At 70.2% G+C, this 12,953-nt stretch carries 13 protein-coding genes; 6 read left to right on the top strand and 7 right to left on the bottom strand.

Annotated features, from left to right (window positions below; all coding sequences use genetic code 11):
• Window positions 1-109: 109 nt before the first annotated feature.
• From tilS to R2D22_RS16630, 5 genes are all read left to right on the top strand, one after another.
• Complete coding sequence (gene tilS / locus R2D22_RS16650; RefSeq protein ID WP_318104347.1) at window positions 110-1,147, top strand: tRNA lysidine(34) synthetase TilS; 1,038 nt, start codon at window positions 110-112, stop codon at window positions 1,145-1,147.
• Window positions 1,148-1,188: 41 nt separating this feature from the next.
• On the top strand, window positions 1,189-1,728 hold the full coding sequence (gene hpt / locus R2D22_RS16645; RefSeq protein ID WP_067161225.1) for a hypoxanthine phosphoribosyltransferase: 540 nt from the start codon (window positions 1,189-1,191) through the stop codon (window positions 1,726-1,728).
• A 172-nt stretch (window positions 1,729-1,900) separates the two neighbouring features.
• A complete protein-coding gene (gene ftsH / locus R2D22_RS16640) occupies window positions 1,901-3,928 on the top strand; it encodes an ATP-dependent zinc metalloprotease FtsH (protein ID WP_318104345.1) in 2,028 nt (675 codons plus the stop codon).
• Window positions 3,929-4,026: 98 nt separating this feature from the next.
• The gene (gene folE / locus R2D22_RS16635; RefSeq protein WP_318104344.1) at window positions 4,027-4,632 is read left to right on the top strand and encodes a GTP cyclohydrolase I FolE; all 606 of its coding nucleotides are present in this window, start codon (window positions 4,027-4,029) and stop codon (window positions 4,630-4,632) included.
• A 78-nt stretch (window positions 4,633-4,710) separates the two neighbouring features.
• Window positions 4,711-5,703, top strand: a complete 993-nt coding sequence (locus R2D22_RS16630) for a hypothetical protein (RefSeq protein WP_318104343.1) — start codon at window positions 4,711-4,713, stop codon at window positions 5,701-5,703.
• An 8-nt stretch (window positions 5,704-5,711) separates the two neighbouring features.
• Here R2D22_RS16630 and R2D22_RS16625 read toward each other — a convergent pair whose 3' ends face one another.
• The 6 genes from R2D22_RS16625 to R2D22_RS16600 all read right to left on the bottom strand — a co-directional run bounded on the left by R2D22_RS16625 (window position 5,712) and on the right by R2D22_RS16600 (window position 10,672).
• Complete coding sequence (locus tag R2D22_RS16625) at window positions 5,712-6,200, bottom strand: DUF3180 domain-containing protein (RefSeq protein ID WP_318104342.1); 489 nt, start codon at window positions 6,198-6,200, stop codon at window positions 5,712-5,714.
• A gap of 48 nt (window positions 6,201-6,248) precedes the next feature.
• Window positions 6,249-6,848: a 2-amino-4-hydroxy-6-hydroxymethyldihydropteridine diphosphokinase gene (folK, locus tag R2D22_RS16620; protein ID WP_318104340.1), complete on the bottom strand. Its 600-nt coding sequence runs from the start codon at window positions 6,846-6,848 to the stop codon at window positions 6,249-6,251.
• Entirely contained in the window at window positions 6,845-7,204 is a 360-nt protein-coding gene (folB, locus tag R2D22_RS16615; RefSeq protein ID WP_315892565.1) for a dihydroneopterin aldolase, read from the bottom strand. Before folB ends, folK begins: the two co-directional genes overlap by 4 nt.
• Window positions 7,205-7,407: 203 nt before the next feature.
• Window positions 7,408-7,878, bottom strand: a complete 471-nt coding sequence (locus tag R2D22_RS16610; protein WP_318104337.1) for a nuclear transport factor 2 family protein — start codon at window positions 7,876-7,878, stop codon at window positions 7,408-7,410.
• Window positions 7,875-8,735 (bottom strand): dihydropteroate synthase, encoded by an 861-nt coding sequence (gene folP, locus R2D22_RS16605; protein WP_318104336.1) that lies wholly within the window; start codon window positions 8,733-8,735, stop codon window positions 7,875-7,877. The genes R2D22_RS16610 and folP overlap by 4 nt, the downstream gene beginning before the upstream one ends.
• Before the next feature lie 47 nt (window positions 8,736-8,782).
• The gene (locus R2D22_RS16600) at window positions 8,783-10,672 is read right to left on the bottom strand and encodes a phosphatidylglycerol lysyltransferase domain-containing protein (protein WP_318104334.1); all 1,890 of its coding nucleotides are present in this window, start codon (window positions 10,670-10,672) and stop codon (window positions 8,783-8,785) included.
• A gap of 145 nt (window positions 10,673-10,817) precedes the next feature.
• Here R2D22_RS16600 and R2D22_RS16595 point away from each other — a divergent pair, with 145 nt between their 5' ends.
• Window positions 10,818-11,930, top strand: a complete 1,113-nt coding sequence (locus tag R2D22_RS16595) for an alpha/beta hydrolase (RefSeq protein WP_318104333.1) — start codon at window positions 10,818-10,820, stop codon at window positions 11,928-11,930.
• Here the strand turns inward: R2D22_RS16595 and R2D22_RS16590 are convergent.
• Window positions 11,917-12,891, bottom strand: a complete 975-nt coding sequence (locus tag R2D22_RS16590) for an ABC transporter ATP-binding protein (protein ID WP_318104332.1) — start codon at window positions 12,889-12,891, stop codon at window positions 11,917-11,919. The two genes, R2D22_RS16595 and R2D22_RS16590, sit on opposite strands and share 14 nt — an antisense overlap.
• Between the last annotated feature and the right edge of the window lie 62 nt (window positions 12,892-12,953).

Below are 12,953 nucleotides of genomic sequence, written 5' to 3'. Positions count from 1 at the left end.
CGGCCAAGTTCTGTCACCATCGTCGCACTCTCAGTGACCGAACCCCTTGTTCCGACCGTTAAGTCACCGACCGAGGCACCCCCTCTCCTCTCCACGAAGGGCACCGGACATGGGTCCCCATCCTGCGGTCGCGGCGATACGCCTGGCGGTCCGCCGCGTACTCCACGACGTCCTCACCGAACACCGGGCCGGCACCGCCGCCCCCACCGACGCGGTTCCCTCCCCGGAACCGACCACCCCGCTGGTGCTCGTCGCCTGCTCCGGCGGCGCCGACTCCATGGCGCTCGCCTCCGCGCTCGCCTTCGAGTCCCGCAAACTCGCCGTCCGCGCCGGCGGCATCACCGTCGACCACGGCCTCCAGGGCGGCTCCGACGTCCGCGCCGCCGAAGTCGTCACCCGCCTCACCGCCATGCGCCTCGACCCCGTCGAGTCCGTCGCCGTCACCGTAGGCCGCGAAGGAGGACCCGAAGCCGCCGCCCGCGACGCCCGCTACGCAGCCCTCGACGACGCCGCCGACCGCCACGGCGCCGCCGCGATCCTGCTCGGCCACACCCGCGACGACCAGGCCGAGACCGTCCTCCTCGGCCTCGCCCGCGGCTCCGGCATCCGCTCGCTCTCCGGCATGGCCGCCGTCTCCGGCGCCGCCCGCCGCTACCGACGGCCCTTCCTCCAGCTCGACCGGCAGACCGTCCGCAAGGCCTGCGTCGCCCAGGAACTCGCCGTCTGGGACGACCCGCACAACAGCGACCCCGCCTACACCCGCTCCCGGCTCCGCCACGAAGGCCTGCCCGCCCTGGAGAAGGCGCTCGGCAAAGGGGTCGTCGAAGCGCTCGCCCGGACGGCCCAGCTCTCCCGCGACGACGCCGACGCCCTCGACTCCTGGGCCGCCGACGCCGAAGCCCTCGTACGCGACGAGGCCGGCCGCCTCGAGTGCGCCAAACTCCACGGCCTCCCGCCCGCCGTACGCCGCCGCGTACTGCGCCGCGCCGTGATCGCCGAAGGCGCCCCCGCCGGCTCCCTCTTCGCCCGCCACATCGAGGAAGTCGACCGGCTGATCACCGGATGGCGGGGCCAAGGGGCCATCAATCTGCCCGGCCGCGTCGAAGCACGACGTCAGGGTGGCAGACTGGTCATCCGGCAAGGCTGACGCAAGCTGCAACGAAAGTGACCCGGGTGAACGAGAAGGACATGGGCACCGACCTCCAGTCGGTGCTCATCACCAAGGAAGAGATCGACGCGAAGCTGGCCGAGCTGGCCGCGAAGATCGACGCGGAGTACGCGGGCAAGGACCTGCTCATCGTCGGCGTCCTCAAGGGCGCGGTGATGGTGATGGCGGACCTCGCGCGTGCGCTGTCCACCCCCGTCACCATGGACTGGATGGCCGTCTCGTCGTACGGCGCCGGCACCCAGTCCTCCGGCGTGGTGCGGATCCTCAAGGACCTCGACACCGACATCAAGGGCAAGCACGTCCTGATCGTCGAGGACATCATCGACTCCGGCCTGACGCTGTCCTGGCTGCTGTCGAACCTCGGCTCGCGCGAGCCGGCCTCCCTCGAGGTCTGCACCCTGCTGCGCAAGCCCGACGCCGCGAAGGTCGCGATCGACGTCAAGTGGATCGGATTCGACATCCCCAACGAATTCGTCGTGGGATACGGCCTCGACTACGCCGAGAAGTACCGCAATCTCCCCTTCGTGGGCACGCTCGCACCGCACGTCTACGGCGGCTGAGCACTTCTGCACACACCGGACGCCGCACGGGAACCCGCACCGCCCTCCCACCGTTGAAGCATGGGAAGGCGGTCGCGGGCGACAATGCTGAGGTACCGTCCGAAGAACAGCTTTTTCTCATAGCAGCATTTACCTACGGGCAGGAGGGACGGGGCGTTCTCGCTCCGTATGGATGGACGTGAAGCGATACTTCCGTGGGCCGGTCATGTGGATCGTGCTGGCCGTCCTCGCCGTGGTCGTGTTGATGCAGGTCGTCGGCTCGTCCGGCGGCTACAAGACGGTGGACACCGCCAAGGTCGTCCAGGCGATCGACGACAACCAGGTCGACCAGGTCAAGCTGACCACCGGCGACGAACAGATCATCAAGGTCGAGCTGAAGGACGGCGCCGACCAGAAGAAGTACGGCGGCGGCGACAAGCTCCAGGCCAGCTACATCGGCACCCAGGGCGCCGACCTCGCCACCACACTCCAGAAGAAGTACGCGGCCGGCGAGATCGAGAACGGTTACACCGTCTCGCCCTCGAAGCAGTCCCCGTTCGTCTCGGTACTGCTCTCCCTGCTGCCCTTCGTCCTCATCGTGGTCGTCTTCCTGTTCCTGATGAACCAGATGCAGGGCGGCGGCTCCCGGGTCATGAACTTCGGGAAGTCCAAGGCCAAGCTCATCACCAAGGACACCCCCAAGACGACCTTCGCCGACGTCGCGGGCTCCGACGAGGCCGTCGAGGAACTCCACGAGATCAAGGAATTCCTCCAGGAACCGGCGAAGTTCCAGGCCGTCGGCGCCAAGATCCCCAAGGGCGTGCTGCTCTACGGCCCGCCCGGAACCGGCAAGACCCTCCTCGCGCGCGCCGTCGCGGGCGAGGCCGGCGTGCCGTTCTACTCGATCTCCGGCTCCGACTTCGTCGAGATGTTCGTCGGCGTGGGCGCGTCCCGCGTCCGCGACCTCTTCGAGCAGGCCAAGGCCAACGCCCCCGCCATCGTCTTCGTCGACGAGATCGACGCCGTCGGCCGACACCGCGGCGCGGGCCTCGGCGGCGGCCACGACGAGCGCGAGCAGACCCTGAACCAGCTCCTCGTCGAGATGGACGGCTTCGACGTGAAGGGCGGCGTCATCCTGATCGCCGCCACCAACCGGCCCGACATCCTCGACCCGGCGCTCCTGCGCCCCGGCCGCTTCGACCGGCAGATCGCCGTCGACCGCCCGGACATGCAGGGCCGCCTGGAGATCCTCAAGGTCCACCAGAAGGGCAAGCCGGTCGCCCCGGACGTCGACCTGGGCGCGGTCGCACGCCGCACCCCGGGCTTCACCGGCGCCGACCTGTCGAACGTGCTGAACGAAGCGGCGCTCCTCACGGCGCGCAGCGACAAGAAGCTGATCGACAACACGTCCCTGGACGAGGCGATCGACCGCGTGGTCGCGGGCCCGCAGAAGCGGACCCGGATCATGTCGGACAAGGAGAAGAAGATCACCGCGTACCACGAGGGCGGTCACGCCCTGGTCGCGGCGGCCTCGCCGAACTCCGACCCGGTCCACAAGATCACCATCCTGTCCCGCGGCCGGGCCCTGGGCTACACCATGGTCCTCCCGGAAGAGGACAAGTACTCCACCACCCGCAACGAGATGCTCGACCAGCTGGCGTACATGCTGGGCGGGCGCGCGGCCGAGGAACTGGTCTTCCACGACCCGACCACGGGCGCCGCCAACGACATCGAGAAGGCCACCGCCACGGCCCGCGCGATGGTCACCCAGTACGGCATGACCGAGCGCCTCGGCGCGATCAAGTTCGGCGGCGACAACACCGAGCCGTTCCTCGGCCGGGAGATGGCGCACCAGCGCGACTACTCGGAAGAGGTCGCCGCGCTCGTCGACGAAGAGGTCAAGAAGCTCATCGAGACGGCGCACAACGAGGCCTGGGAGATCCTGGTCGAGAACCGCGACGTCCTCGACAACCTGGTCCTCCAGCTCCTCGAGAAGGAGACCCTCGGCAAGGAGGAGATCGCCGAGATCTTCGCCCCGATCGTGAAGCGCCCGGCCCGCCCGGCGTGGACCGGCTCGGCCCGCCGCACCCCGTCCACCCGCCCGCCGGTCCTCTCCCCCAAGGAGCTGGCCCTGACCAACGGCGCGTCCCCCGCGTCGGCGGCGACCGTGGACACCACGAAGGCGATCGAGGTCGCTCCGGAGGACACCCCGGAGGCCTGACCGGATCAACCCGGAATGGAAGCCGCGCCCCCACAGGTTCTAGCCTGTGGGGGCGCGGCTCTTATCGCGCAAAGTCAGACAGACGGAACGAGGCACAGATGACCGACCCGGTGACGCTGGACGGCGAGGGCACGATCGGCGAGTTCGACGAGAAGCGCGCCGAGAACGCCGTACGAGAGCTCCTCATCGCCGTCGGCGAGGACCCCGACCGCGAGGGCCTGAGGGAGACGCCGGCGCGCGTTGCACGTGCATATCACGAACTCCTTTCAGGTATGCGGCAGGAGCCTGAGGATGTTCTGACCACGACTTTTGACCTGGGTCACGACGAGATGGTCCTCGTGAAGGACATTGAACTCGTTAGCTTCTGCGAACATCATCTCTTGCCGTTCCACGGCGTGGCCCACGTTGGCTACATCCCGGCGGAGAGTGGCAAGATCACGGGCCTGTCCAAGCTGGCCCGGCTCGTCGATGTCTTCGCGCGCCGGCCGCAGGTGCAGGAGCGACTGACGACGCAGGTCGCCGATTCGCTGATGAAGATCCTTGACGCGCGCGGCGCGATTGTCGTGATCGAGGCCGAGCACATGTGCATGTCGCTGCGAGGCATCCGCAAGCCGGGTGCGAAGACGACGACCTCGGCGGTACGTGGCCAACTGCGTGACGCTACTACGCGCGCCGAGGCCATGTCTCTGATATTGGCCAGGTGACTCAGAAGGCGGCCGTTTGTTCGTGATGCCCCATACCGTCCCGATCAGTGGAATTGATCACTGATCGAGGGGATCGGTATGGGGTACGGGCTTTCCAGCAAGCAGCTGGTGAACCTGGTCGAGGGGTGCGCCCAGGCGAAGACGGTCGTCCCAGGCCAAGCGATGTGGACGCTGGACGGCGACCGGACGGTGCAGACGACCGTCGTCGACGTGACGGCGGTGAAGGGGCGCCAGGCCGTGGAGGTGGTCACCGACCATATGGCCTTCATAGCCAGCCCGGATCTGCTGCTCCTCACGCCGGACGGCTGGACGCACGCCGCGGACGCCGAGGGCGCCACAGTGGCGTGGACGCATGCGCGGAAACTGTGCCGTGAGCGGTTGACGATTTGGCCGGGGTACGAGTTCGGCTACTTCGTCGGCGCGACCTGTGCCGACGGCACGACCGGCAAGAACTACGTGTCCCTCGTCGTCAACGAGGAGTGGTTCGCGTCGCGGTATGCGGCGGCCCTGACCGCCTGCACGGGGTTGCCTGCCAGGCTGGAGCCCGTGACCCGACCGTCCGGCTATCTGAAGCGGGACCTGCCGGGCTTCCGAGTGCGGGTGGTGTCCTCGTACCTCTCCGACGCCCTGCGGCACTACGTGGGCGGCGACGCCCACCACATGCGGCAGCGCTTCCCGCGTGTCGTCCTGCGCGACATAGACACCTTCCAGGGCTTCCTCGACGGGTACATCGACGGTGACGGCTGCGAGAAAGGGGGTGGCTGGGGGCGCTTGATCACGAGTGCCAACGTGCCGTTCCTGATCGAGGTCGCGAGCATCATCGGTGCGAGGTTCACCCCAGCGAAGCGGGGGCTGGCTTCGCAGCTCTGTGTGTCGAATCGCTGGCAGAGCCGTGGCACCTTCGTGCCCGAGCACCACCCCCTCGACCCTCCGGAATCCTCCTGGGTCCAGGTCCGCGAGGTCCGCCCCCGCCCCGCCCTCGGGGCCAAGCCCTTCACGTTCTACAGCTACAGGCTCGAGCCGCACCCGACCTTCATGGTCAACGGGCACCTCGTGCGCGAGTCCTGGTAGTGCTCGCGTTACGACACGTGGGCCGTGCCCGCTCCGTTGTTGTCCTCGTCCTCGGGGAGCTTGCAGACGCGTTCCAGGAAGAGGGCGGCGGCGATGACGGCGATGCCTGCCGCGACCGAGAAGCCGGCGTAGATGGCCTGGTCGCGGCGGGCGGGGACGTCGAGGGAGCCGAGCAGGAAGACGCCGGTGCCGCCGTACATCCCCGAGACGACGGCGGCCACCAGGGCGCTGGCCTGGCCGAAGACGACCGCGCGGGCGGCCATCAGGGGTTCGACGCCCTTCGCGCCGGGCCGTCGTTCGCGCTGCGCCTTGAGGCGGACGCGGATCGACAGGGCCGTGGCGGTGAGGACGACGGCGATCGCGGCGAGCACGATGGGCGCGGCGAGCGGGACGCTCGGCAGCGTGCCGAAGGCGTCCCAGAGCCGGGCCGCGCCCCAGGAGAGGATCCCGGCGCCGAGGAAGAGTCCGGCGAGGACCTTCAGCCGTAGTTGTTTCACCGGGTGCCCTTCGTGGTCGGTCGGCGCAGCTCTCGCTGAGCGTAACGGCTACTCGGGGAGTCGGAGTTCCAGGTCGGGGCGGGGCTCGACGCCGGTGCGGCCGATTTCGGCCAGGAGCTCGGCGACGGGGCCGTGGCCGGCGAGGCGGGCCTCGGGCTCGACGTCGTGCCAGGGGGCGAGGACGAAGGCGCGCTGGTGGGCGCGGGGGTGCGGCAGCGTGAGGACGGGGTCGTCGGAGACGACGTCCGCGTAGGCGACGATGTCGACGTCGATGGTGCGGGCGCCCCAGCGCTCCTCGCGGACGCGGTGGAAGGCCTCCTCGACGGCGTGGGCGCGCTCCAGGAGGGAGGAGGGCGGCAGCGTGGTCTTCACGACGACGACGGCGTTGAGGTACGAGGGCTGGGAGCCGGGTGCGACGCCCCAGGGCTCCGTCTCGTAGACGGGGGAGACGGCCTTGACGCGGACGCCGGGGGTGTCCTCGAGGGCGTCGATGGCGCCCTGGAGGGTCTCCAGGCGGTTGCCGAGGTTCGCGCCGAGGGCGATGACGGCTCGTTTGGGGTTGGACAGCGTGACGTCCGCGGCGTCGACCGTCTCGACCACGGAGGCGGGCACGGGCTGCACGGTCGGGTCACTGTGCGTGGCGTTCATACGCGGCTCCGGGTGATGGTGATGGTGACGTCGTCGAAGGGCACGGTGATCGGCGCGTCCGGCTTGTGGACGACGACCTCGACCTCCTGGACTCCGGCGTGCTTGAGGCACTGCTGGGCGATCCGTTCGGCGAGGGTCTCGATCAGGTCGACCGGTTCGCCCTGCACCACGTCCACGACCTCTTCGGCGACGACGCCGTAGTGGACCGTCTTGGCCAGGTCGTCGTCGGCCGCGGCGGGGCGGGTGTCCAGGCCGAGCACGAGGTCCACGATGAAGGTCTGGCCTTCCTCGCGCTCCTTGGGGAAGACGCCGTGGTGTCCTCGGGCCTTGAGGCCGCGCAGCGCGACACGATCCACGCGAATCACTCCTGCTGTCGTAGTTCTGTGCACACGCCAGCCGGGTGCGGACGGCCGGGTGTCCTTCGTCGAATCTACCTGCGGGCACCGACAGCGCTTGCCCGTGGGGGCGGTGGGCGGGGGGCCGCAGGGGCTGGTAGCCGCGCCTACCCAGTGGCCGGGGTTCCAATCCATCGGGTTCGGCCGGATGGCCTCCTGACCGGTCAGGAACCGGGTTCCTGGCTCTCTTCCTCGTCGTTCTCGGTGAGTACCGGGGAGGCGTGGTGGGACCAGAGTTTCCAGCCGTCGAATGTGCGGCGGAACACATTGGTGGCGACGACGAGCTGGCCGACGAGCGGGCCGAGTTCGGCGCCGTCCTCGGCGGGGCCGCCGCTGAGGATGTTCTCGGTGCAGGTGACGACGGCCACCTCGCCGGCGAGGGCGATCTTGACGTCGGTGAGGAAGAACTGGATGTACTCGGTGTTCGCCATGATCAGGGCGTACGAGCGGAGTACTTCGCCGCGGCCGGTGAGGACGGGCCAGCCGGGGTGGACGCAGGAGATCACGCTGTGCGGTGCGCCGTCGTGGCCGGAGAGCCACAGCTCGGAGACCGTTTCGAAGTCGCCCCGTTCCATCGCCTCGTAGAAGGCGGTGTTGGCGGCCTCGACCGCCCGGGTGTCGGTCTCGCGGGTCACCTGGCTCCTTCGACGGCTCTGGCGACCCGGACGGCGTCGGCGGTGGCCCGGACCTCGTGGACGCGGACGGCCCAGGCGCCTTCGTGGGCGGCTATCGCGGAGACGGCGGCGGTGGCGGCGTCGCGTTCGCGGGCGGGGGGCGGGGTGGTGCGGCCGTCGGCGAGGACGGCGCCGAGGAAGCGTTTGCGGGAGGCGGCGACGAGGAGCGGTCGGCCGAGGTCGTGGAGCTCGGCGAGGTGGGCGACGAGGGCGAGGTCGTGCGGGGCGAGTTTGGCGAAGCCGAGGCCGGGGTCGACGACGATGCGTTCGGGGGCGATGCCGCCGTCGATGACTGCCTCCATGCGGGTGCGCAGTTCGGCGAGGACTTCGCCGACGACGTCGTCGTAGACGGCGAGGTTATTCATGTTGTCGCTGAAGCCGCGCCAGTGCATGACGACGAAGGGGACCTCGGCGGCGGCGACGGCGGGGATCATTCCGGGGTCGGCGAGGCCGCCGCTGACGTCGTTGACGAGTGCGGCGCCGGCGGTGACGGCCTGGGCGGCGACGCTGGCGCGCATGGTGTCGACGGAGACGGTGACGCCTTCGGCGGCGAGGCCCCGGACGACGGGGACGACGCGGCGGAGTTCCTCCTCCTCGTCGACGCGGGTGGCGCCGGGGCGGGTGGACTCGCCGCCGACGTCGATGAGGTCGGCGCCTTCGGCCACCAGTTCCAGGCCGCGCTTGACGGCCGCTGTGGTGTCGAACCAGCGGCCGCCGTCGGAGAAGGAGTCCGGTGTCACATTGACGACTCCCATGACCGCACAGCGGTCCCACTCCGGCAGGCCCCAGGCCGTGCCCCGTCCACGCAACGTACTCATGCGTCCAGCCTAGGGCCCGGCCGTGGGGTAGGGCTCGCGGAGCCCGGTCAGGCGGCGCGGACCTCGTGTTCGGCGGCGGCGGCCGGGGTGGGGAGGTGGGCGCAGGGGCGGCGGGCCGGGGCGGGGCGGCGGGTGAAGGGGCGGGGGAGGGCGAGGTTCACGAAGCCCTCGGCCTGCATGGCGGCGAAGCCGATGCGGGGGAGGTCGCGGCTCTTGCGGTAGACGACGAAGCGGGGTTCCCAGCGGGGCTGGAACTTGGCGTTGAACTTGTACAGCGACTCGATCTGGAACCAGCGGGAGAGGAAGACGAGCAGGCCGCGCCAGATGCGCAGGACGGGGCCTGCGCCGATCTTCTCGCCGCGGGCGAGGGCGGCGCGGAACATGGCGAAGTTGAGGGAGACCCGTTCGATGCCGAGGCGGGGGGATTCCTGGAGGGCGGCGACGATGAGGAGTTCGTTCATGCCGGGGTCGGCGGAGCGGTCGCGGCGCATGAGTTCGAGCGACATGCCGTCGAGGCCCCAGGGCACGAAGTGGATGATCGCCTTCAGGTCCCCGTACGCAGAGGTGTCGTCCGCCCACCCGTCTCCCACCGCCGCCCTGTCGGAGGCGCTGCGCGCCGCCCCGTCCTTCTTGTGCGCGGTGGCGATGACGGCGTCGCCGTCGGCGGGGTCGCCTATCCGGCCCAGGGCCATGGAGAAGCCGCGCTCGGTGTCGGTGCCGCGCCAGTCGGCGGCGGCGCGGCGGACGCGTTCCAGCTCTCCTTCGGAGAGGTCACGGACGCGGCGGACGCGGGTTTCGTAACCATTGCGCTCGATGCGCTTCACCATCTGCCGGACGTTGCGCATGGCCCGTCCGGAGAGCGAGAAATCCTTGACGTCCACCACCGCCTCGTCGCCGAGTTCGAGGGCGTCGAGGCCGGTCTCGCGGGTCCAGACCTCTCCGCCGGTCTCGGAGCAGCCCATGACGGCGGGGGTCCAGGAGTGGGCCTTGGCCTCGTCCATGAAGCGTTCGATGGCGCCGGGCCAGGCCTCGACGTCGCCGATGGGGTCGCCGCTGGCGAGCATGACGCCGGAGACGACGCGGTAGCAGACGGCGGCCTTTCCGCTGGGGGAGAAGACGACGCCCTTGTCGCGGCGGAGGGCGAAGTGGCCGAGGGAGTCGCGGCCGCCGTGCCGGGCGAGGAGGGCGCGCAGCCGGGTCTCGTCGTCCTCGGTGAGCCGGGCGGCCGGGTGTTCGGGCCGGAAGGCGAGGTAGACGGTGGTGAGTGCGGTGAGCATGCCGAGGGCGCCGAGTGAGTAGCCGACGGTCCAGTCGGCGTTGCCGGTGTAGCCGACGGGGCCTTCGACGCCGACGAGTCCGTACATCACGTGTTCGAGGCGGTCGGTGATGCCGGGGCTGCCGATGATGCGGCGCGGGTGGGCGCTGACGACGACGAGGCCGAGGGCGAGGGAGCCGGCGCCCATCAGGATGAAGTTGGCGAGTGCGCGCCAGCGGCTGCGGGGGTCGGGCAGGGCGGCGAACTGGTCGCGGTGGCGCAGCAGCGGCACGAGCAGTGCGAGGGAGAGCAGGACGCCGGTGAGGGAGTGTCGCCAGGCGAACTGGGCGGCGGCGCCGAGGGGCAGCAGGACGACGGCGGCGCGCCAGGCGCGGCGCTTGTTGCGCTTGAGGCCGTGGGCGAGGAGCAGCAGCAGGACGCCGACGCTGAGGGAGAGTGCGGCGGACAGTGGGCTGAGGGTGCCGGGCAGGACCTCGGCGACCGCGTGCATGCGGCTGGCGCGGAATCGGGGGAAGACTCCGGCGGCGATGTCGATCAGGCCGATGAACGTGCAGGCCGTGCCGACGAGGGCGGGGACCGCTTCGGGGCGAGGTCCGTTCAGGATCCGTCGTACCCGAACCGGAACCGATCGTGATTTGTCCCCATCTACCGTGACAGACATCGCTTCCCGTGGCTCCGCGAGAGATTCTGGATCTCCGGCGGCCGGAAGGGCGCTGCCGGAGGAGTTGCGCCCTCTAGGACGGCGCGTGTGGGAAGCGGGTTCACTCGCTCACCGGAAATTCTCAGGAAGAAAGCTCGATCGCCTCATGGGTCTCACCAGCAACAAAGTCCTGGCGCTGGCCGTCGTGCTGGGCGTGGTGCTGTTCGTCGCCACGGTCTGGCTGTGGCCGCGGCTGGCGCGTCGGAACTGGCGTGCGGTGCTGGCCAGGGTCGGCCTGCTGCTCGCGACCCAGCTGGCGTTGTTCGCGGCCGTCGGGCTCGCGGCGAACAAGTCCTTCCTGTTCTACGGGTCCTGGGCGGACCTTTTCGGCCAGGAGCAGGAGCTGGGCGTGGTGGTCGACCACTCGGCCGGCGGCAGGGACGTGAAGGTGGTGGGCCGGCAGCAGCTGGACGTGCCGGGCGGATCGCGGCCGGCGGTCGGGGGGCAGATACAGAAGATCGTGGTGAGCGGCGCGAAGTCGGGCATCACCAGTCCGGCGTACGTGTACCTGCCGCCGGAGTATTTCCAGCCCGCGTACGCGAAGGCCACCTTTCCGGCCTCGGTGGTGCTGACGGGGTATCCGGGCACGGCGGAGAACCTGTTGAAGGGCCTCAAGTACCCGCGGACCGCCTTCCAGCAGGTGAAGGACGGCAAGATGCGGCCGATGATCCTGGTGATGATGCGGCCGACGGTCGCGCCGCCCCGGGACACCGAGTGCGTGGACATCCCCGGTGGCCCGAAGACGGAGACCTTCTTCGCGCAGGACCTGCCGAGCGCGGTCTCGGCGACGTACCGGGTCGGCACCAAGCCGCGGAACTGGGGCTTCATGGGCAACTCGACCGGCGGCTACTGCGCGCTGAAGATCGCCCTGCACCACCCGGAGCGGTACGTGGCCGGCGCCGGCCTGTCGGCGTACTACAAGGCGGCCGAGGACGTGACGACCGGCGACCTGTTCCACGGGGACGACCGGGCACGCAAGCGGGCGAACCTGCTGTGGAGCCTGGACCACCGGCCGCGGGGCGCCTCGTCCTTCCTGGTGACCTCGTCGAAGGAGGGCGAGGGGAACCTGAAGGGGACGCTGGCCTTCATCGACAAGGTGAAGGCCCCGGCCCGGGTCTCGTCGATCATGCTCGACAGCGGCGGCCACAACTTCAACACCTGGAACCGGGAGATCCCGCCGGCGCTGGTGTGGATGAGCGGCCGGCTCAGCGCGAGCTGACGGACCTGCGCAGGGCCTTGTGCAGGGCGGCCGCGGTCAGCACACCGACCTCGCGGCCGCCTTGGCCGGGGTCGGTGACGGGGACCCAGTCGGCGTCGTGCAGCAGCAGCGTGGACAGCGCGTCCTTCAGCGGCGCGCCGAGGGCGACGGCGGGCGGGGCCGTCCGCTTCGCGGTGTCCGGGCCGCGCTGTTCGAGGTCCGTCGCGGTGATGGGGGTGACGGCGAGCCGCTTGAGGCCGCGGTCCGCGCCGACGAAGTCGGCGACGTACGGGTTGGCGGGCGCGCCGAGCACGGCGGCCGGGGTGTCGAACTGTTCGATGCGGCCCTGCCCGTAGACGGCGATACGGTCGCCGAGCCGGACGGCCTCCTCCAGATCGTGGGTGACGAGCAGGACCGTCTTGCGGACGGTGGCCTGGAGGCTCAGGAACTCGTTCTGCAGGTGCTCGCGGACGACCGGGTCGACCGCGCCGAACGGCTCGTCCATCAGCAGGACGGGCGGGTCGGCGGCGAGCGCGCGGGCGACGCCGACGCGCTGGCGCTGGCCGCCGGAGAGCTGCTCGGGGTAGCGGTGGCCGAAGGTGCCGGGGTCGAGGCCGACCAGGTCGAGGAGTTCGGCGGCGCGCTCGCGGGCCTTGTGCTTCTTCCAGCCGAGCAGCGCGGGGACGGTCGCGGTGTTGTCGAGGACGGTGCGGTGCGGGAAGAGGCCGACCTGCTGGATGACGTAGCCGATGCGGCGGCGCAGGGACACCGGGTCGACCCGGGAGACGTCCTGGCCGTCCAGGAGGATCCGGCCCTCGGTGGGCTCGATCAGCCGGTTCACCATCTTCATGGTGGTCGTCTTGCCGCAGCCGGACGGGCCGACGAGGGTGACCAGTTCGCCCTCGGCGACGTCGAAGGAGAGGTCGTCGACCGCCGTCGTGACGTCGGCGTACCGCTTGGTGACGTGTTCGAACCGGATCATGTGTTCCATTGTGGCGGTCCGGCGCGGGCGGTGTGTGAAGGGCGTGTTGCCGCATCGTGGCG

This window comes from Streptomyces sp. HUAS YS2 (assembly GCF_033343995.1).
GTDB lineage: Bacteria > Actinomycetota > Actinomycetes > Streptomycetales > Streptomycetaceae > Streptomyces > Streptomyces solicathayae.
Note: the sequence above shows the minus strand (reverse complement) of the source record. Positions and strands in the feature narration are given on the sequence as shown.